General features: G+C 42.5%; 17 protein-coding genes and 2 tRNA genes. 9 read left to right on the top strand and 10 right to left on the bottom strand.

The window, feature by feature from the left end:
* Nucleotides 1-43 precede the first annotated feature (43 nt).
* Nucleotides 44-973, top strand: coding sequence for a tripartite tricarboxylate transporter substrate binding protein (locus LZT22_RS05505; protein ID WP_233924057.1), 930 nt, complete (start codon nucleotides 44-46; stop codon nucleotides 971-973).
* Nucleotides 924-2,735: an L-arabinonate dehydratase gene (gene araD, locus LZT22_RS05500; protein WP_370635191.1), complete on the top strand. Its 1,812-nt coding sequence runs from the start codon at nucleotides 924-926 to the stop codon at nucleotides 2,733-2,735. The genes LZT22_RS05505 and araD overlap by 50 nt, the downstream gene beginning before the upstream one ends.
* 26 nt (nucleotides 2,736-2,761) lie before the next feature.
* On the opposite strand, the gene LZT22_RS05495 is transcribed toward araD, so the two are convergent.
* On the bottom strand, nucleotides 2,762-3,541 hold the full coding sequence (locus LZT22_RS05495) for an ABC transporter substrate-binding protein (protein WP_233924056.1): 780 nt from the start codon (nucleotides 3,539-3,541) through the stop codon (nucleotides 2,762-2,764).
* A 182-nt stretch (nucleotides 3,542-3,723) separates the two neighbouring features.
* On the opposite strand from LZT22_RS05495, the gene LZT22_RS05490 reads away from it, so the two are divergent.
* On the top strand, nucleotides 3,724-5,343 hold the full coding sequence (locus LZT22_RS05490; RefSeq protein ID WP_233924055.1) for a thiamine pyrophosphate-binding protein: 1,620 nt from the start codon (nucleotides 3,724-3,726) through the stop codon (nucleotides 5,341-5,343).
* Nucleotides 5,344-5,439: 96 nt separating this feature from the next.
* Here LZT22_RS05490 and LZT22_RS05485 read toward each other — a convergent pair whose 3' ends face one another.
* The 6 genes from LZT22_RS05485 to LZT22_RS05460 form a co-directional block, all read right to left on the bottom strand.
* A complete protein-coding gene (locus LZT22_RS05485) occupies nucleotides 5,440-6,117 on the bottom strand; it encodes a hypothetical protein (RefSeq protein ID WP_233924054.1) in 678 nt (225 codons plus the stop codon).
* A gap of 82 nt (nucleotides 6,118-6,199) precedes the next feature.
* A complete protein-coding gene (locus tag LZT22_RS05480; RefSeq protein ID WP_233924053.1) occupies nucleotides 6,200-6,871 on the bottom strand; it encodes a M15 family metallopeptidase in 672 nt (223 codons plus the stop codon).
* 124 nt (nucleotides 6,872-6,995) lie between these two features.
* The gene (locus tag LZT22_RS05475) at nucleotides 6,996-7,967 is read right to left on the bottom strand and encodes a tripartite tricarboxylate transporter substrate binding protein (RefSeq protein ID WP_233924052.1); all 972 of its coding nucleotides are present in this window, start codon (nucleotides 7,965-7,967) and stop codon (nucleotides 6,996-6,998) included.
* A gap of 116 nt (nucleotides 7,968-8,083) precedes the next feature.
* Complete coding sequence (gene gabT, locus LZT22_RS05470; protein WP_233924091.1) at nucleotides 8,084-9,355, bottom strand: 4-aminobutyrate--2-oxoglutarate transaminase; 1,272 nt, start codon at nucleotides 9,353-9,355, stop codon at nucleotides 8,084-8,086.
* 37 nt (nucleotides 9,356-9,392) lie between these two features.
* Nucleotides 9,393-10,346: a tripartite tricarboxylate transporter substrate binding protein gene (locus LZT22_RS05465; protein WP_233924051.1), complete on the bottom strand. Its 954-nt coding sequence runs from the start codon at nucleotides 10,344-10,346 to the stop codon at nucleotides 9,393-9,395.
* Entirely contained in the window at nucleotides 10,343-12,241 is a 1,899-nt protein-coding gene (locus tag LZT22_RS05460) for a metallophosphoesterase (protein ID WP_233924050.1), read from the bottom strand. Before LZT22_RS05460 ends, LZT22_RS05465 begins: the two co-directional genes overlap by 4 nt.
* 83 nt (nucleotides 12,242-12,324) lie before the next feature.
* Here LZT22_RS05460 and LZT22_RS05455 point away from each other — a divergent pair, with 83 nt between their 5' ends.
* The 6 genes from LZT22_RS05455 to LZT22_RS05430 all read left to right on the top strand — a co-directional run bounded on the left by LZT22_RS05455 (nucleotide 12,325) and on the right by LZT22_RS05430 (nucleotide 18,281).
* On the top strand, nucleotides 12,325-13,137 hold the full coding sequence (locus tag LZT22_RS05455; protein WP_233924049.1) for an IclR family transcriptional regulator: 813 nt from the start codon (nucleotides 12,325-12,327) through the stop codon (nucleotides 13,135-13,137).
* 175 nt (nucleotides 13,138-13,312) lie between these two features.
* Complete coding sequence (gene ltnD, locus LZT22_RS05450; protein ID WP_233924048.1) at nucleotides 13,313-14,221, top strand: L-threonate dehydrogenase; 909 nt, start codon at nucleotides 13,313-13,315, stop codon at nucleotides 14,219-14,221.
* 16 nt (nucleotides 14,222-14,237) lie between these two features.
* Entirely contained in the window at nucleotides 14,238-15,251 is a 1,014-nt protein-coding gene (locus tag LZT22_RS05445; protein ID WP_233924047.1) for an NAD-dependent epimerase/dehydratase family protein, read from the top strand.
* Between the two features lie 5 nt (nucleotides 15,252-15,256).
* On the top strand, nucleotides 15,257-16,576 hold the full coding sequence (gene otnK, locus LZT22_RS05440) for a 3-oxo-tetronate kinase (RefSeq protein WP_233924046.1): 1,320 nt from the start codon (nucleotides 15,257-15,259) through the stop codon (nucleotides 16,574-16,576).
* Nucleotides 16,569-17,228 carry an aldolase gene (locus tag LZT22_RS05435; RefSeq protein WP_233924045.1) on the top strand — a complete coding sequence of 220 codons (660 nt, stop codon included), beginning with the start codon at nucleotides 16,569-16,571 and terminating at the stop codon, nucleotides 17,226-17,228. Before otnK ends, LZT22_RS05435 begins: the two co-directional genes overlap by 8 nt.
* Before the next feature lie 66 nt (nucleotides 17,229-17,294).
* Nucleotides 17,295-18,281 (top strand): tripartite tricarboxylate transporter substrate binding protein, encoded by a 987-nt coding sequence (locus tag LZT22_RS05430; protein ID WP_233924044.1) that lies wholly within the window; start codon nucleotides 17,295-17,297, stop codon nucleotides 18,279-18,281.
* A gap of 138 nt (nucleotides 18,282-18,419) precedes the next feature.
* Here LZT22_RS05430 and LZT22_RS05425 read toward each other — a convergent pair.
* From LZT22_RS05425 to LZT22_RS05415, 3 genes are all read right to left on the bottom strand, one after another.
* A tRNA-Arg gene (locus LZT22_RS05425) sits at nucleotides 18,420-18,496 on the bottom strand.
* Nucleotides 18,497-18,528: 32 nt separating this feature from the next.
* Nucleotides 18,529-18,605, bottom strand: a tRNA-Pro gene (locus LZT22_RS05420).
* 33 nt (nucleotides 18,606-18,638) lie between these two features.
* Entirely contained in the window at nucleotides 18,639-19,436 is a 798-nt protein-coding gene (locus LZT22_RS05415) for a 1-acyl-sn-glycerol-3-phosphate acyltransferase (protein ID WP_233924043.1), read from the bottom strand.
* Nucleotides 19,437-19,522 lie beyond the last annotated feature (86 nt).

Here is a 19,522-nt window from a genome sequence, read left to right as displayed (position 1 = left end):
TAATCGGTGTAGATTACCATTCTTAGTAGTAATTGCGTTGCTCATGCAGACTTTGCCTAGTTATGCGCAATCAAACTATCCTAACAAACCCATCAAGCTCATTGTTGGCTTTCCCCCAGGTGGTGGCCTAGATTTTACCTCGCGTCTCATTGCGCCCTATCTTGGCGAGGCCTTGGGACAGCAAGTTATTGTGGAGAATAAGCCCGGTGCTGCTGGTGTCATTGCCCTAACCGAGCTAGCACGAGCTGCTCCCGACGGCTATACCTTAGTGGTAGCTAATATTGGTCCAATGGTTTTAGCGCCCAATATGATGGCAAAAAAACCTTACGATCCCTTAAAAGACTTCACCCCCATTGGGCAAATTGTTTCTACTTATTTTCTAGCCGTTGTCCCACGCGAGCTACCCGTAGACTCTCTTAAAACATTTATTCAGTGGGCTAAAAAGAATCCGGGCAAAGCCAATTTTGCTTCTGGTGGCAATGGTTCCATCACCCATTTAAATGGTGAGTTACTGAATAATGTTGGCGGCATCAAACTCACACATGTTCCCTATAAAGGTTCTGCACCAGCCATCGTCGACTTAATTTCAGGTCAAACCCATATCTTGATTGATATTACTGGCATCTTAGTGCCGCAAGTTCAGTCTGGTAACCTCAAAGCGATTGCCATTACTAGCTCTACTAGAGATAAAGATTTACCTAATGTTCCAACGGTTCGCGAATCGGGCTATGCAGAATTAGAAACTTCAGGTTGGCAAGGTTTAGTTGGTCCAGCAAATATGCCTAAAGATGTAGTGCAAAAATTGCAAGCTGCTCTCAAGAAAACCTTAGCAAATCCTGAAGTACGCGAGCGCTTTGAAAAAGCGGGTACGCCTATAACCGAACGATCGGCAAGTGAATTTGCCGCATTTATTAAAGCCGAAAATGATCGGTGGGTCGCTGTTATTAAAGAGTCAGGTGCCAAAATTGAGTAAAGCAAATCGCAAAAAACCAGAAGAGCTCCGTAGTCATCGCTGGTATGGCGTTAAAGATATGCGTAGCTTTGCGCATCGTTCGCGCACAGCGCAAATGGGCTATACCCGCAGCGATTATGCCGGCAAACCGGTCATCGCTATTATTAATACGTGGAGTGATATTAACCCATGTCATAGCCATTTTCGTCAGCGCGCTGAAGAAGTAAAAAGAGGTATTTGGCAGGCCGGCGGTTTCCCAGTGGAAATGCCTGCCATGAGTTTATCCGAGCCCTTTCAAAAACCGACCACCATGTTGTATCGCAACCTGCTCGCAATGGAAACAGAAGAGTTGTTACGTTCTTACCCAGCAGATGCGTGCGTTTTGATGGGTGGCTGCGATAAAACAACGCCTGCTCTATTGATGGGTGCAATTAGTATGAACATTCCCGCCATCTTTCTGCCGGCTGGCCCGATGTTACGTGGTGATTATCGCGGTCAATTTTTGGGTAGCGGCAGCGATGTATGGAAATACTGGGATGAATTACGGGCGGGCAATATTACCGAGGCTGACTGGGGCGAAATTGAAGATGGTATTGCACGCTCAGCTGGTCATTGCATGACCATGGGTACCGCATCTACCATGACAAGTACAGTTGAAGCGCTAGGCTTATGTTTATCTGGTTATGCATCTATTCCGGCCCCCGATTCAAGACATGCGCAAATGGCTACCTTAACAGGCAGACGCATTGTCGAAATGGCTTGGGAAGATTTAAAACCATCTGACATTCTCACTGCCGGCTCTTTTGATAACGCTGTAATGACTACCTTAGCTTTATCGGGCTCTACTAATGCCGCAGTGCATTTAATTGCTCTTGCCAAACGTGCGGGCTTTGGGCTCACCTTAGAACGCTTTGACGAATTAGCACGCAAAATCCCTGTCCTTGCGAATATAAGACCTTCGGGCAAATATCTCATGGAAGATTTTTTCTATGCGGGTGGTTTACGTGCTTTACTCAAGCAACTGACCGGCTTCTTAAGTCTTGCTGAGCAAACCGTTGATGGTAAAACCATCGGCGAGCTAATCGCTGATGCCAAGGTATTCAATGATGATGTCATTCGTTCGGCAGATAAAGCACTGGTAAAAAGCGACGGCTTGGCAATCTTAAAAGGAAATCTGGCCCCAGATGGCGCAGTTATCAAGCCCCCAGCTGCTGAAGCTCACTTGCTAAAACATACTGGTAAAGCGGTCGTATTCAAAAACTATGACGATTTATCTGCACGCATTGATTCGGCCGATTTAGAAATCGATGCTAATTCAGTAATTGTTTTGCAAAATGCTGGCCCACAAGGGGCGCCTGGTATGCCAGAGTGGGGGCAGTTACCTATCCCTAAAAAGCTTTTAGAACAAGGAGTGCGCGATATGGTGCGTATCTCTGATGCACGTATGAGCGGGACTAGTTATGGCGTATGTGTTTTGCATGTCACTCCCGAAGCTTATATTGGTGGGCCCTTGGCTTTTGTACAAGATGGCGATCTCATTGAATTAGACGTACCCGCCCGCAAATTAAATGTCTTGATTTCTGAGGCGGAAATGGCCAAACGCAAAGCAGCATGGGTAGCACCAGCTCCTAAGTTTGAGCGGGGCTTTGGTAAGATTTATTTACAACACATTCAACAAGCCAATAATGGCTGTGATTTTGATTTTTTAGAAACCCAAGTACATGCTAGCAATGCTGAAAATTCACAGAAGCGCAGCAAAGGCAGTGAACCAGAAATTCATTGAAACAGATTTAAGATTAATAGCACTGCTTATTTATAAAACTGTTTATTAGCCTGCTCCAGCAACATCTCTATCTTGCCACCACTAACGGCTTTTTTAATTGCCTCTGAAAAGCCAGCCTGTAGGCTGTTGTAGCATTTAGATTTCTTCGAAAAAGCGACATACATTTCTCCATAAACCACATTTTTCGGCAAAAAATCAACTTTTGTAAGGATATTTAATTTCTTTGCCTCCAGCTTACCTGGATAGCGACCAATAATAAGGTAATCGGCTTGCATTTTTAATAACGCCTCAAAAGCTTTGTCTACTCCATTAGCTCGTGCCACTGTTAAATTTTGTGCAATATAGGTATCAAAATCATTGCCGTAACTTTCGCCTAAATTTGTTACTCCTTTTTTGGCCTTTAAATCACCCCACTCGGCATACTTAAAAGAATCACCATTACGAATCACAATGGCAACTGGGTCTTGCATATACGGTGGATCAATGTAATTCATATAAGCAACTCTTGATGAATCTTTATAGATACCAAAAATAATATCTGCTTTACCCTCTTTAATAGCATCTTGGGCTTTTTGCCAAGACCCAAAGTCAACTGAACTGATATTCTTCACTTGCAGCTGCTGGGCAATAGTCGTCACTAATTCAGCCGAAGCGCCCACAATTTTTCCATTAGCCCCCCAGGCTACTGGCGGGTAAGCTGGGTGCCCCGTAATAACCAAAGCCTCACAAACACTGCCTGTCTGCGCAAATGCTGCAAATGCAAAAAACTCTAATACAGCAAGCATTAAGAATAGTTTAGTTTTCATGATTACTTTCAAAGTGAGGAGCAAATGTAATTTTATTATGACAAGTTTACGTGACTAGGTTTAGCTCTATTTTTTGCTTTATTTTAAGGGGTAAGGAGGCTAAATAGCTCATTTTTTTACCTTGATTTGCTTTAGACTAGACCAACCTAACCCTTATGGCCCATATGACAACAGCGCAAACCATGACAACAATTCCGGAGTTTTTCATACGTCGTTTTAAAGAGCTGGCGGTTGATGAGGGTTTTGGAATCGTTGGAGATTATGCTCTGAAGTTATTTGCTCAACTCCACCACTGTGGCTTTCCAATACTAGTAACTACCGATGAACAAGGCGCAGCATTTGCAGCTGAGGCTTATGCGCGGATCCGAGGATTTGGGGTATGTGCCGTAACCTATTCGGTGGGCGGCTTTAAAGTAGTGAATGCTACGGCTGGGGCCTGGGCGGAAAATGTACCACTTTTAGTGCTAAGTGGTGCTCCAGGATTATCTGAAAGACAGGGGGACCCTTTACTGCATCACAAGGTTAAAAATTTTGACACCCAACTTGAGGTATTTAAAGATATCACCATCGCCCAGGCCGTGCTGACAAACCCCTTAACCGTGACTGCGGAAATAGATCGTGTTCTAGGAGCCATGATTGCAAATCAACGTCCTGGCTACATTGAAATTCCCCGAGATATGGTTGACGTTCCCGTGCTTGATTGCCTAGAGGATCTATCGATCGAGTTGCCTAAAGTCCATCCACAGCGTTTAGAACTTGCAGTAGCAGAAACATTGCAACTATTAGAGGGTGCAGGTGATGCAGTGGCTATTGCGGGTTTAATGGCGGTGCGGCGCGGACTTGGTAAAGAGCTACTAGCTTTCATGGAAAATTTTGAGGTGCCAATGGCAACCACCTCTGTTTCTAAGGGGGTAGTACCAGAAACCCATCCCTTAGCTTTGGGTGTTTATATGGGGGCAGTTAGCGCACCAGCCATTGTTCAACAAGTAGAAAATGCAAAACCTCTGATTATGTTTGGGGTTTTATATGCCGATTTAATAATGGGTGCATTTACCGATCACCTAGATCGCGGTCAGGTAATCGAATGTACGGATTACCAAGTGAGTATTGGTTTTCGCACCTATCAAGACGTTCCGCTGTGGGCCTTCTTACCTGCTTTAATTAAGGCAGCTAGCGCTAGAGGTTACAAAGAATATGGGCATGTCACCCATAAAACAATGACTTTTATTCCAATTGCTGGCCAAGGTCTCGTGGTTGAAAGAATTATGGAATGCGTATCGATCTTTCTTGATAATAAAATGCGTTTAATTGTTGAGCCAGGAGATTGTTTATTTGGCTCGATAGAACTGCCAGCGCAATCTCTAATGCTTGCCAGCGCCTATTACGCTACCATGGGGTATGCGGTGCCAGCAGCTTTGGGCGCCGCTCGCGCCGATGCTACCCGCAGACCCTTGGTATTAGTCGGAGATGGCGCCTTTTTGATGACAGGCTTAGAGGTTCTTTCTTCGGTATTTCACGGGGTAAATCCACTAGTGATAGTTGTTGATAACCAAGGTTATGGCACTCAAAGACCCATGATGGACGGCCCCTTTAATGATATTGCCTCATTGCGCTCTGAAGAACTACCAACCGTATTGGGCACTGGCAAAGGTTTCTTATGCAAAACCGAAGATGAATTATTTTCTGCATTGACTAAGGCAACTGCTTTAGATGAACTCTGTATTATTCGGGCCTGCGTACCCTTGGGAAAATATAGCCCAGGTTTATTGCGCTTAACTTCTGCGCTTAAAAAGCGTGTCTAAATAAAGTTAAGGCACGCCCACAATAAAGCCTTCAGAAAAAATATTGATGATTTTGGTCGTCTTGCTTTAGATCCCAAAATCAGAGACCTATTTACATCACTTCCACAGAAAGCCCAAACCTACGCGAACATTGGCTGCAGTAGCAGAGTATGATCCAGTTCCACCAGAGGTATAAACATTACTATATTTAATGTAGTTTGCTTCGCCAAAGCCATAGATATAGCCTTTAATAATCCAATCAAAATCGGCAATCACTTGTTTGTAGCCTAGTCCAACTAAGGGTCCCCTAACCATATCGTAATCACCACCCCCAGAATACATTCGAGTACTCGCATAACCTAACTTGGCAAAAACCAATTTATCAAGCCCAATAGGATATCCAGGCGCAACATATACACTGTAATCTTGGTTCTTGATAGCAGATACCCAATTAGTAGCGCTACCTTGCTTAAATTGGTCACTGCCACTTCCACCTGGAACGGTAATCGTGTAAGTAGAGCTTTTGGAATCCACCAGATTATATTCAGCGCCAAAGCCCAATAAGAAATTGGGATGCAATAAAAAACTATAGCCGGTAGCAGCCGAGAAGGTTAGGTTATTCGAATTGGGAGCAGAAGCGGTATAAGGCACACCCTGAAGTGGAGGTTCAGTAATCGTTCCGCCTGTAAAGGAAAACTTTAAGACTTCATAGCCCACACCCATTTGAGTAAAGCTATCCTCAAAACGTGACTGGGCAAAGCCATTGGAGCTTACGCCAATGACTACCAAAATCATAAAAGACTTTAAAAAATGTGGCAATCTGGCCTTTAGAAATTCAATTATTATATAAATAGTAACAGACGCATGATCAGGGCGCTTAATCAACAACAAAATCAAAATAGGTCTCGGGAAATGGCTCCTTTTCATAGGTGAAATGCCACCATTCCATCTCGTATGGCTTAAAACCATGTTTGAGCATGAGCGTTCTCAGCAACAGTCGGCTAGCCCTTTGTTGTGTCAATACACCAATATATTTTGGCCATGACTCTAGCCCAAAGAAATCAAAATTAGTGCCCATATTGAGAGGTCGAAATGGCGAAGCTGATGAAATAATCGTTAAATCGATCGTACTTCCCCTGCTGTGGCCAGAGCGATCAGCAATATAGCCCTCCGAAAATAAATTTTCTTTTGCCACTTTGGGATAGTACTTCGTTTTTGTACGCGTATCTTTTAGATCTTTTGCCCAAGCGATAAAGTCATCAACCGCCCTTTGTGGTCGATAAGTATCGAAAATAAATAATTCCAGGCCAAATGGTTTGAGATCAGATTGAACCTCAGCAAGTGCTTTAGCAGCTGGTTTAGTTAAGACGGCCCTTTGACTAACATAGCCGTTAATAGGCCGCCCGACGAAATTATTGCTGCTGGCATACCTTAACCCAACCCGAATGCCAGGAATTTCCTGATCAACATAAACAAATCCATCGGGAATTGCCCATGCGATAGAAACAAGTAATGCGTTGATAATAATTATGGCGATGCTATGCCGCATAAGATCCTTATCATCTTACATTAGGTTAGCGCATTAAATCTCGATAAAGATTTTCATACTCCGCCTATCCTATCAGAACAAATTCAAAGTAGCCATGACCTATCAACACCCTACCCAGCCTTAATTAATCCGTACCTATACCCGTCTTTTTAACTAAAGCAGCATAGCTTGCTAATTGCTCTTGAATTTTTTTGCTTAATTCTTCTGGCGAGCTACCCACTGGATTAAGGCCATTAGCCAGAAGTTGTTGACGTACGGTGGGATCTTTCAATGCTTTAATCAGCTCAGTGTTTAGTTTTTGAATAATAGGCTGTGGTGTTCCTGCAGGCGCTACCAACGCAAACCAGGCGCTAAACTCAAACCCAGGAAGACCAGAATCTGCAATCGTTGGGACATTTGGATACTGCAAAGCACGTTTAGGGCTCGTAACACCAATTAATTTAAGGCGGTTCGACTTTACTAAGGTTTTAGAGCTAGCTAAAGTAATAAATGCCGCCTGCACTTCTCCTGAGGCAACCCCAATACCCGTTTGATTAATCCCCTTATAGGGGATGTGCGTCATCTTAATGCCTGCCTCGGAATCAAATAACTCCATGGCTATATGTTGGGGGCTGCCGTTACCAGCTGATCCATAATTCAGTTGTCCTGGATTTTTGCGGGCAGCAGCAATCAGCTCGCCTGCGTTCGCATAGGGGGATTTAGATGGCACAACGAGGCCCCACTCCACCATCACAGCCAAAGAAATCGGGGCAAAGTCTTTAATAGGGTTCCAAGGCAGTTTGCGATTGACATTTGGCACCATAGTTAAGATGCTATCGTTGAAACCCCCTAAGGTATAGCCATCCGGGCTTGCTTTTGCAACTTTATCGGCACCAATTAAGCCAGCGGCGCCAGGAAGGTTCTCAACGATAAAACCTTGTCCCATATTTTGACTCATTTTTTGCGTAACAATGCGCACGGCATTATCGGCCCCGCTGCCTGGCGCTAGCGGAATAATTACACGGATAGGATGGGCTGGGTAGGAGGCTAAATTAGGCTCGGCCGCCTGCGCTACGCCAATGAATGCTAAGCATAAGTAAACATAGGCAAACTTCACGGCGACTCCCATCTCAAATTGAACTACCCGAATATACTAAAACTTCATGACAATGGGTTGTTTCTATCTAGGTCATTCTATTTATTTGACCTATTATTGGTAAATCGGGGTTTTCTTCAGCATGATTCCCGTATTGAGCTACTCAGAATCTTCAATGCATCTTCAAATTGAGTTTCTGGGATTGTTAAGGGATACAAAAACCTAATTACGTTTGAATAAACACCGCATGACAAAAGAATTAATCCTTGTGCTAAAGCCGTTTTTTGTATCTGAGTTACGATCTCTGGAGTAGGCTGATTGGTTTTGGGATCTCTTAACTCAATGGCAGTCATGGATCCAATTCCTCGAATATCTGCAATATATGGATTAGATTCTTGTTCTTTCGTAAGCATCTGAATTAACCTATCGCCCAGATTTCTTGAGCGAGCGCATAAACCTTCCGCCTCAATAACATCTAGTACGGCATGAGCGGAGGCGATTGCCAGCGGGTTACCCGCGTAAGTCCCACCCAAACCACCAGGAGAAGGCCCGTCCATAATCTCCGCCCGTCCACACACCCCCGATAAAGGCATTCCTCCAGCCAAGCTTTTGGCAATCGTTATTAAATCAGGCTCAACACTATAGTGCTCTAATGCAAACATTTTCCCTGTTCTTGCAAACCCAGACTGAATTTCATCGGCTATTAAAACAATTCCATATTCATCACAAATTTTGCGTAATTTGATAAGCATCTCATTTGGCATTACATAAAAACCACCCTCGCCTTGAATAGGCTCAAAAATAATTGCAGCAACACTGAACGGATCTATATCCGATTTAAATAGTCGCTCTAAAGAATCAATGCTTTCATCAACGCTAACGCCAAGAATATCCGCCGGGAAAGGTAAATGATAAATACCAGAAGGAAATGGGCCAAAACCATTCTTATAGGGGACGTTTTTACCAGTTAAGCCCAAACCCATATTTGTCCGCCCATGAAAGGCGCCGGAAAATGATATTAATCCCGATCTTCCAGTGTATGAACGGGCAATTTTTACAGCATTTTCAACCGCCTCTGCTCCTGTTGAAAAAAAAGCAACTTTTTTTTCACCAGAAATTGGAACTATAAGTGAAATACGCTCTGCTAATGAAATATAGCTTTCATAGGGTATTACTTGAAATGCGGTATGAGTAAAGTTATCTAGCTGAGATTGAATTGCTAAATTTATTACAGGGTGCTTATGACCTGTATTTAATACCGCAATACCTGCGCTAAAATCGGTATACCGATTACCCTCTACATCCCAAAGAGTTGCATTTTCAGCTCTACTCACATAAAAATTACACATAATTCCTACGCCTCTAGGGAGTATTTTTTGACGGCGCAAATCTATATCGCTATTTTTCATATATTCCAAGATTTTTTAATAAATGAGTCTCTCAAATTTATTTCTTCGTTTCAGTAAGTGCCCTCAAACTTGCATTCTCATTTGCGATAAATTTTGCATAATCTGCGCCTGATTGATAGACCACAGACTGTCCATATTTGGTTAATAATCTTTCTGCAACAGTCTTATCCGTTAGAATTTTTTTGAGCGCATTCTCAAGGCGCCGTTTAATTGGCTCGGGAATATCAGCGGGGCCAGCTAGTGAATAATATGAATTTTGTGAAAATTTAACTAATCCTGTTTCCGTAAGAGTTGGAACATTTGGCAACGCAGACCATCTTTTAGGCCCCGTACTTATCAGCATTCGTAATTTTCCAGCCTTTACATGCGCCATAGTGGCGGCTCCAGAAGCATTAATTACCTGAATTTGATCGCCTAGTAATGCAAGTACTGACTCATTGTCTCCCTTGTATGGAATGAAGTTCCAGCTAAACCCAAGATCGTTGCCCAGCCTCTCCATTGTTAGTTGATTTGTAGTGCCAGCCCCCAATGTCCCATAAGATAATTTATTGGGATTCTTTCTGGCGTACTCAACTAATTCACTTAAAGTTTTCCATGGAGCATCTGCATTGACAAAGATCCCGTAGTCATATGGCCCAACTACCGCCAAATGTGAAAACGACTTCAAAGGATCATAAGTGACCGTCTGAAGCAGGGGAATAGTTGTTAATGTGGGCATATTGACTGTTCCAATCGTATATCCATCCGGCTTAGCCAAAGCTAAACTTGACACACCAACAACTCCACCAGCACCAGGCTTATTCATCACAACCACTGTTTGCGCTAGTTCTTTTGATAACTCATCAGCCAAATCCCTGGCAACAGAATCCGTTGTTGTACCCGTCGGGAACTGAACAATCATTTGTATGGACTTGTTTGGCCATTCTTGCGCTTGACATATACCTACAAGATTTAAAGTGGTCAATAAAAAAAATAATTTAAGTAATTTCATACTATCTCCTTGAAGATTCCATTTTTTAATTGGAGTTGTAAGGCACCCTTGTCCCATTTCAATTGGAACTCTTTAACTCCATCAGATTTGACCTCTACGCTAACGTACAAGTTTTTTAAAGCCCCGTAAACATCTTTAATTTGCTTTATTAAGAGGCCGGCTTTACGGGGATTGTGTCGCCTATCAAATAACCCATGTCTTAAAAAATAGCCGCGATCAATATCAACAAATGTATCTAATCGAATATGTATTTGTGGGTTCATTAACGAAGCAAAGCATGCTTCAGCGACCCGCAGAGAAATTGCATCATCATCGTTATTATTTAAGGATGATTTATTAGGTAATAAACAAATGTTTGCAACGATTTGCATATCGCTTGAGCTTTGTAGAGCTCCTAAATGTGCAATGGCATCTAAAACACTGTCTCCATATGGCACTCTAACCACAATACCATCTAGATCACGCCCCGAATGAATATATTTTGGAGCTTGAAAATGTTCAGATAGATCGCTTACAAAATATCCGCTAGCCATTGTGTGATCAAATGGTCCGGCAGATCCAGAATGAGGCTGCGGAATATAAATTGGTGAGAAATAAACTGGAATGTCTAGTGAAGCTACTTTTAGATTGACCAATTTTTCATCAGGCTTAACTGAGATCATCTCAAATGCGTGAATTGAGTTAGATATCTCCGAAAGTCTTTCTCTTACTAGATTACTGAAAGTAGATACAGTAAATACTGTGAATCGTATACCTAAATGGCTAAGAAATTTTACCCTTTCCCAAACCTGATCATCGCTAATGTCAGATACTGGAATTCTGATGTGCTCAATTCCGCAGTCCCATAAATTTAATATTGAATAATCATTTCTAACCTTTTTTCTAGTGAAGGCATCTAAGGGTGGGTTATATGGAAGCCTTAATACTTCGCACCACTCATGACACATATCCACAGAAATATTCATTGGCTTTGAATTTTCCGGTCTAAACTCCATCTGATTAGATATCTCTGATGCATCAATCAACTCAGTCGATCCATTAGTGCGGGCAAATCTACTTATATGGCCGTCTTCATATATATCAACAATAAAGAATCCAAACTTTCCTACATCATTTCTGCCAAACTCTTGAGCCGGATTTACTCTAAAAATTTCCGCATAGTCTTGACGAAAGTTTGTTGATGAGGGTAGAGCGTAAGAAAGTGTACTAAAAATTTGATTTAAAAAAAATGTATGTACGTGGCCAGCAAAAATTGCTTCAACTTTATATTTTTCAATATAATTTAATAGCCTTGCCCTAGGTTCTTGCTCAATATTGTCGTAATTATTTTCTTCATTTCTGTCTGCAATGAATGGTGGATAGTGAGAAAATAAAAAAATTCTTTTATCTGAATTGAGGCTCAAAGTCTTCTCAAACCATTTCCATTGCAAATCCTCAGATTCTGAGTCTGAGCCAAATAAGCAAGAATTTAAAATGATGAAGCAAACCCCATCCCTCTCAAATGTCTGCCACTGTTCCCCAAAGAAGCTCTCATAAACCTTACAGCTTTCCTGCGTAATAGTTGCTGCAGGATTACCAGCTAAATATTTGTCCCCAATATCGTGATTTCCGGGTGTTATGTAAAAAGGGTGATTTAATTTTTGATATAAATTATTTGCATATTCTGCTGCGCCTTTGTATGAACTTGTGTAAGGCAATGGATGTACAACATCTCCTAAATGCACTGTAAATGCAGGCTTGAGTATATTTACAGCCCTGACAACTACTTCGTTCCTAGGATTTGCTAAGTGGTTGGTCTGCCATGGAGAGGTATTACCCTCATCTACTGGATTCAAATGCGAATCTGCTATCAATGCAAACCTAAATAAATGTCTTCCTTTTGCCCCTTTTTTCATATCGATTCAATTCAAAATAGTTGTATTCAATTCAATTTAAATATACAATACAACTATAACAAATAATTTATAGGTCAAGCGAATTGCACAATAAACAAATTGATAATTTTGAACTTCTGCCAAAGGCGACGCTGGAAGAACATCCACAGTTTGCTTCAACCCTTGGTAATGGTCTTGATGTACTACAGTGCTTTACCGTTGCGTCCTTAACACTCAGCAATAAGGAAATAGCTGAAAAATTGGGTCTAGCAAAGCCAACCATATCTCGATTAACTTTTACCCTTGTTGCCATGGGATTTTTATGCAGAGATAAAGCAACCGGTAGATACTCTTTAGGGGCTGGAGTATTAACACTTGGGTACCCTTTATTAATACAACTTAATATTAGAGAAATTGCAGCTCACGATATGATTGAGCTATCAAAAATAGTAAAGGGTCCAGTTTCTCTAGGCATCAGAGATCGCCTACAAGTTGTTTATATTGAAACTACCTATAACCGCTATCGTAGTAATGCACATCCTGATATCGGATCTGCTAGGCCTTTACTTAGTACGGCTATTGGGCGTGCTCTGCTGTATACAAATACGAAATCAGAGCTTGAGCTCATTTTGGATAAGTTACATATTGATAAAATAGATGAGTGGCAAAAATTTCATGAAAAACTGAGCAAGTCATTTGAAGAAATCCAAAAAAAAGGTTTTTGCACAAGTTATGGTGAATGGCGACCTAATTTATATGGAATAGCAGTGCCATTTAAAAATAAAATAAATGGTCAAAATTTAGCCATGAATATCACCGTTCCAGCACAGCAGGCCGATAAAAAACAAATAGAAAATGACTTTGGTCCTAGGCTGGTTGACATAGTTCAAAATCTTCAGAGTAAAGTTGGCAGTTAGAAGTGCTGGGCGGAATCGAAGCGCCGATACAAGGATTTTTAAAATTTGCGGGTCTGTAATGTCTATATATTTCAATGGTTTACAGCGTAAAAATGGTACTGTGTAATAAACTTTACGCCAGACATACAATGAGATCTATATTGCACTTAACCCTTTATATTTGTAGCTAGGATCTATGACTACTAATACCAAAAACTCACCATCCATAGGTCTCATTGGTCTTGGCGCCATGGGATTAGGTATGGCTAGCTCTTTGCGTCGTAATGGCTATGCTCTAAATGTTTGCGATGTACGGTTCGAAGTAGCTGAGAATTTTGCATTGGCTGGGGGAGTGGCGTTTAAGACACCTTCTGAACTAGCAAAAGTATCTGACATCATTATTAGCGTCGTTGTAAATGCGGAGCAAACTGAAGCCATACTGTTTGGTGATCATGGTGCAGTAAATGAATTGAAGCAGCAATCACTCTTTATCATGTGCTCAACAGTTGATCCTAATTGGTCTGCTTTGCTTGAGAAACGCCTAAATAATTCAGGATTTCTATATTTAGATGCTCCCATCTCTGGTGGTGCTGCAAAAGCAGCTGCTGGCCAAATCACAATGATGACCTCTGGTCATGCTGATGCATATCAAAAAGCAGGAAATATCTTAGAGGCCATGGCAAGTAATATTTACAAATTAGGCGATCGTGCAGGATTTGGTAGTAAGGTAAAAATTATCAATCAGCTATTGGCCGGTGTTCATATTGCTGTAGCAGCTGAAGCAATGGCCTTAGGTATTCGTGAAGGGGTAGATCCTAATGCTCTCTATGAGGTCATTACGCATAGTGCCGGTAATAGTTGGATGTTTGAAAACAGAATGGCACATGTCTTGCAGGCAGACTACACCGCTCTATCCGCAGTCGATATCTTTATAAAAGACCTTGGTCTTGTTCTAGATACCGCTCGCGCAAGCAAGTTTCCGCTGCCCTTGGCGGCGACAGCCCATCAAATGTTTATGCAAGCCTCTGCGGCGGGATATGGTCGCGAGGACGATGCGGCTGTTATTAAGATATTTCCGGGCATTAAATTACCAGATGCAAAATAATTTATAAAAAAATCATATGCATATACTAATTACAGGAAGTAGTGGTTTCTTGGGTTCGAGTCTAGCCCGGGAGCTTTTAAGGAAACCGCTCATTCAAATTGAAGGCAGAACAACTGCTCCACTCACCACGCTCTTTTTAACTGATTTAAACAAGCTACCTGATGATCTCGCTGCGGAGAGCCGCGTTATCTCATTTATTGGCGACTTAAATGATTTGATTACATCTAAAACTCTCCCGCTAAACAAGATTGATGCAGTCATTCATTTATCTGCTGCTGTCAGTGCAGAGTGTGAGGCTAACCTAGACCTAGGCTTGCAGAGTAATTTACAGCTGAGTTTAAATTTACTGCAAGCAATTCGTCACCAAGCACAACGCCCTGTTTTTGTATTTCCTAGTTCTGTTGCAGTTTTTGGAGCACCTCCTGGCCATGTATTACCAAGCAGCATCTCAGATATTGACCAACCAACACCACAAAGTAGTTATGGAATCCAAAAATTTATGGTTGAGCAGTTAGTTGCTGACTTTACACGGAAAGGTTTAATTCATGGACGCAATATCCGCCTAATGACCGTTTCCATTCGTCCCGGTAAACCAAATGGGGCTGCATCAAGCTTTTTAAGTGGAATGTTGAGAGAGCCTTTATCAGGACAGAACAGCGTTGTTCCAGTTCCTCCAGAAACGCGAGTGGCTCTCTCCTCACTTGATAAAACGCTTGAAGGCTTACTATGTGCCCTTGAATCTCCGTCCTCAATATGGGGTGCACCCATAGCAGTCAACCTTCCTGCCCTAAGCACTACTGTTGGCGAAATGGCAAACGCATTACAAGAAGTTGCTGGAAAGGACGTGGCTAATTTACTTCAATGGAAAGTAGATCATCAGGTTCAGGCGATTGTGAGTTCATGGCCAAGTCAATTTAGTCATCTGCGCGCTACCCAGCTTGGATTAAATCCGGATTCTTCTGTTGTGAGTTTAATTCGGGCATATATTTTGAGACACCCGCAAGCCGTATCCTGTGTCATAAAAGGATAATTCTGTTGGAAAAAAGGATCTATCGACCACTTCTAGGTTGCATAGCAGATGATTTCACTGGAGCAAGTGATTTAGCGAACAACCTAGTTCGTGCAGGCATGCGAACCATTCAATCTATTGGTGTACCAGAGGATTCACAAACACTGAATACAGATGCCATCGTCATTTCCCTCAAGTCGCGAACCATTTCTTCCTATGAAGCTATCAAGCAGTCTTTACAGGCCTATGAATGGTTAAAAGCGCAGGGCGTTGAGCAGTTTTATTTTAAATATTGCTCAACCTTTGATTCAACACCTCAGGGTAATATTGGTCCAGTGACAGAAGCCCTAATGGATGCAATTTATGGAAAATGTAAAGGCTTCACAATTGTCTGCCCTGCTTTTCCAGAGGCTAAACGAACCATATTTAATGGTCATCTTTTTGTTGGAAATGAACTTCTTTCAGAGAGTGGAATGCGTAATCATCCGCTTACCCCCATGACTGACGCAAATTTAGTTCGGGTCATGCAAGCACAAACTCATCGTATTGTGGGCCTAGTAAATTATGCCTCTGTACGTGCTGGACCTACTGAAATTCGGGCTCGTTTCCATGCGCTTCAAAACGAAGGAATTACGATTGCAGTGGTTGATGTTACTTGTAATCAAGATCTAGAATCTATTGCTTCGGCTATTGCGGATATACCTCTTGTTACGGCAGGCTCAGGCCTAGCAATTGGTCTACCGAATAACTGGCGGATTCATGGTTTATTAGATTTAAATGAGAGCGCCGACATACTGCCTCCTGCTTCGGGCTATCAAGCAGTTATCTCAGGTAGTTGTTCACAAGCCTCCAATGCGCAGGTTCTAGACTTTTGTCAGAGGGGATTGCCTACTTTTGCAATCGATCCGCTTGCAGATGTATCTCAAGTAAATATGGCGCAACAAGCAATTGCGTGGGCAAAAACACATCTTAAGAATGGTCCGATTCTTATTTATGCCACTACACAGCCGGATAACTTAAAATCAATACAACAGAAATTAGGCGCTATTCACGCAAGTGAATTGGTTGAAAAAATACTTACAGAGATCGCTATGGGTTTAGTTGAAGTTGGTGTACGCCAATTAGTAATTGCTGGTGGAGAAACCTCGGGTGCCATCGTTCAAGCGTTAGGAATTAAACAGATGATCATTGGTCCACAAATTGATCCAGGGGTACCATGGATGTCAGCAATCTCACCTTGCTCTAAGGACAAGGTTATCCACTTAGCTCTAAAATCAGGGAACTTTGGTTCCATCGATTTTTTTACAAAATCATTTACACAGCTATCAAACTTATATCATGATTGAATCACAAGCACGCGCAGAAATATGTAGGGTTGGCGCATCTCTATATATGCGTGGCTATGTGCACGCAAGTGCAGGTAACATCAGCATTCGACTAGATGATGGAAACATTTTAATTACTCCAACTGATGCTTGTCTTGGTAATTTAGTCCCCCATAAACTTGCGCTCGTTAATTCTAATGGTGAGCAAATCAGCGGATCCCTCGCCTCAAAAACGGTATTGCTACACCGTAGTATTTATTTAGCAAATACTCAAGCGTCTTGCGTCATTCATACTCATGCCAGCCATCTAGTGAGTTTGAGTATCAGAGGGGTCTGGAGTGAAGCTGATATCTTGCCCCCGATTACTCCTTATTACGTCATGAAGGTTGGTCATATCCCTTTTATTAACTATCGACGCCCTGGTGATCCCGAAGTAGCATCTATGGTAGTTGAATGCATTACTAAGGGTATTAAAATAGCTAAACCGATCCGTGGCGTCATGCTTGATCGACTTGGGCCAGTGGTATGGCATCAATCACCCTCAACGGCTAGCGCTGTTCTTGAGGAGTTAGAGGAAACCGCTAAGCTTTGGTTGATGTCAAACTGTCAGGCACCCCCCTTAAGTGGAGTGCAGATTGAAGATTTACGTCGCACGTTTGGTGCAATTTGGTAAGCCGATTGTAATAAATTAAGGTAAACCACTAGCGATATCTGCAGGATTTAGTGATAAAAAGAGAGCATGACATTGACTAAGGGATTAATGATGCGTCACATTATTACTTCGTTCACTTTAATTCTGATTAGCTTTATAAGCTTTCATGTACATGCTCAAAGTTATCCCAATCGCGCTATTAAGTTAGTGGTACCCTTTCCTCCGGGCGGCTTAATTGATAATGCTGCGCGACTCATTGGTCCAGAGCTCTCCAAAGAACTGGGTCAGCCCGTGGTGATTGAGAACAAACCAGGAGCAGGTGGCAATTTAGCAGCAGCCGACGTTGCAAAAGCGGGTCCAGATGGCTATACCCTTTTAATGGCTTCCGCTCCACTAAGCATTAGCCCTGCTCTGTATAAGACCTTGCCTTACAACCCAGTCAGCATTGAACCCATTGCTGTTCTCGGACAGCTTCCCAATGTCTTATTGGTCAACCCAGAATCGGGGATTAACACTGTTGCCGATTTAGTCAAACGAGCGAAGGCAAATCCCGGAAAACTCAATTACGCCTCCAATGGCAACGGCACATCACTGCATCTCAGTGCCGAGATGCTCAAGAACCAAGCAGGTATCTTTGTGGTTCATATACCCTATCGTGGCTCGGCATTTGCAAATGTTGGGCTGGTAGCAAAAGAAGTGGATTTTATGTTTGATAATCTACCGCCTGCTCTTGGTCTAATTAATGGCAATAAGTTAAAGCCTCTAGCCGTTACGACTGCTACACGTAATCCCGCCCTTCCCAATGTGCCAACCATGATTGAATCAGGCTATCCCAACTTCGATGTTTCTGCTTGGTTTGGTTTGGCCGCCCCAAAAGGAATACCTGATGGCGTCAGTCAACGTTTGCAGGTTGCTTTAGAAAAGATTGTGGCTCGCAAGGAAATGGTTGAGGCAATCTCACGTTTAGGTGCTACGGTTACATACATGAATGCGCAACGTGCAACTCAATTTATGAAGACCGATACTGATCGCTGGCGTAAGGTGATTGACTATGCCAAGATCCAGATGGATTAGGCAAAATCTTAATATATAAAGGGGGTCAAGTGACCCCCTTTATTCTTTTACAAATAAAGTATTGGGGTGAACGGCAACTGTAAACTATGTGGTCGGTACCGGATGTAAACCATGTGTCCGGTACGGACCTCTATAAATTGGCCTGCCCAGCACGATTCGAACGTGCGACCTACGCCTTAGAAGGGCGTTGCTCTATCCAGCTGAGCTATGGGCAGATGGAAACACGAACTGCTGGACTAAAGAATCATGGTCGGGGCGAAAGGATTCGAACCTTCGACCCTCTGCTCCCAAAGCAGATGCGCTACCAGGCTGCGCTACGCCCCGACAAGCTGGCTATTTTACATGGGCTACGCAATTTCACCGTAAAGTTGAAGCTAGAAGGTCTAATTTAGGAGCATTGGGCAATTTTTCAGTGATTTTGGCTGCAATTTGGCTGTGCGTAAATTCTGCCAAGCCTTTACGGTCTAAGCCTGTTGGGGCTATTGGCAAGAACTCAAGCGTAACCAATAAGGGTCTCGCTTGCAAAATCTTAAAGATAGACTCTATTAACCCCATTTCACCAATAAAAGCAGTTGCACTTGAGGGCTGAAGCCCATTCGATGCATCCCTAAAATACCGTATCACCACCATCGAAACAGGTGCATTACCCAGCACAGCCGCCTCGAATAAACTGGTTTTGAAGGATAAAACTACAGTGCCGTCAGTAGAAGTGCCCTCAGGAAATATACAAATACTTTCCTGCTGAAGAATCGGCAGCATATCCTGCGCTACTTTTCGACCATGAAATGCGCTATCTCTGCGAACGAATAAAGTACCCAATTGAATTGCCATCCAGCCAAAAAGTGGCCACCTAGCAACTTCTGACTTAGCAACAAAACGCATGGGTTGAAATGCCAATATCGCTTGTATGTCAACCCAGGAAATATGATTAGCAACTAATAAACAAGGCTCTTTTGGAAAAAAGTCTGCGTTAACTAAATGCAAGCGTATGCCTAGTAAAGTTAGCAACTGAAGCGCCCAATTTTGAATCTGCTGCTCTTTCGCCTTGCTACTAAGAAAAGGGAATAGAAAACAGAGAGTCAGCATGCCGCGAATAATATGCCAAGTAATTCTACTTAAGGTAAAGATGATTGAAAATGAAAATGAATTAGCCATTCAGCAATCATAAATTTCAAACAAGTCATAAAAATGACACGAAACTGTCATGCTACTTACATAACTCGGTGGCCTAATGAACTTCC

This window comes from Polynucleobacter sp. IMCC 29146 (assembly GCF_021395195.1).
Classification (GTDB): Bacteria; Pseudomonadota; Gammaproteobacteria; order Burkholderiales; family Burkholderiaceae; genus Polynucleobacter.
This window is presented reverse-complemented; position numbering and strand designations above follow the sequence as displayed.

Coding starts and splice junctions, on each gene's coding strand:
- araD (WP_370635191.1), top strand. CDS start 924: ATGATCGGTGGGTCGCTGTTATTAAAGAGTCAGGTGCCAAAATTGAGT.
- LZT22_RS05435 (WP_233924045.1), top strand. CDS start 16,569: ATGATTGAATCACAAGCACGCGCAGAAATATGTAGGGTTGGCGCATCT.
- LZT22_RS05480 (WP_233924053.1), bottom strand. CDS start 6,871: ATGCGGCATAGCATCGCCATAATTATTATCAACGCATTACTTGTTTCT.
- LZT22_RS05465 (WP_233924051.1), bottom strand. CDS start 10,346: ATGAAATTACTTAAATTATTTTTTTTATTGACCACTTTAAATCTTGTA.
- LZT22_RS05490 (WP_233924055.1), top strand. CDS start 3,724: ATGACAACAATTCCGGAGTTTTTCATACGTCGTTTTAAAGAGCTGGCG.
- LZT22_RS05485 (WP_233924054.1), bottom strand. CDS start 6,117: ATGATTTTGGTAGTCATTGGCGTAAGCTCCAATGGCTTTGCCCAGTCA.
- LZT22_RS05430 (WP_233924044.1), top strand. CDS start 17,295: ATGACATTGACTAAGGGATTAATGATGCGTCACATTATTACTTCGTTC.
- LZT22_RS05505 (WP_233924057.1), top strand. CDS start 44: ATGCAGACTTTGCCTAGTTATGCGCAATCAAACTATCCTAACAAACCC.
- LZT22_RS05445 (WP_233924047.1), top strand. CDS start 14,238: ATGCATATACTAATTACAGGAAGTAGTGGTTTCTTGGGTTCGAGTCTA.
- LZT22_RS05460 (WP_233924050.1), bottom strand. CDS start 12,241: ATGAAAAAAGGGGCAAAAGGAAGACATTTATTTAGGTTTGCATTGATA.
- ltnD (WP_233924048.1), top strand. CDS start 13,313: ATGACTACTAATACCAAAAACTCACCATCCATAGGTCTCATTGGTCTT.
- LZT22_RS05495 (WP_233924056.1), bottom strand. CDS start 3,541: ATGAAAACTAAACTATTCTTAATGCTTGCTGTATTAGAGTTTTTTGCA.
- gabT (WP_233924091.1), bottom strand. CDS start 9,355: ATGAAAAATAGCGATATAGATTTGCGCCGTCAAAAAATACTCCCTAGA.
- LZT22_RS05415 (WP_233924043.1), bottom strand. CDS start 19,436: ATGGCTAATTCATTTTCATTTTCAATCATCTTTACCTTAAGTAGAATT.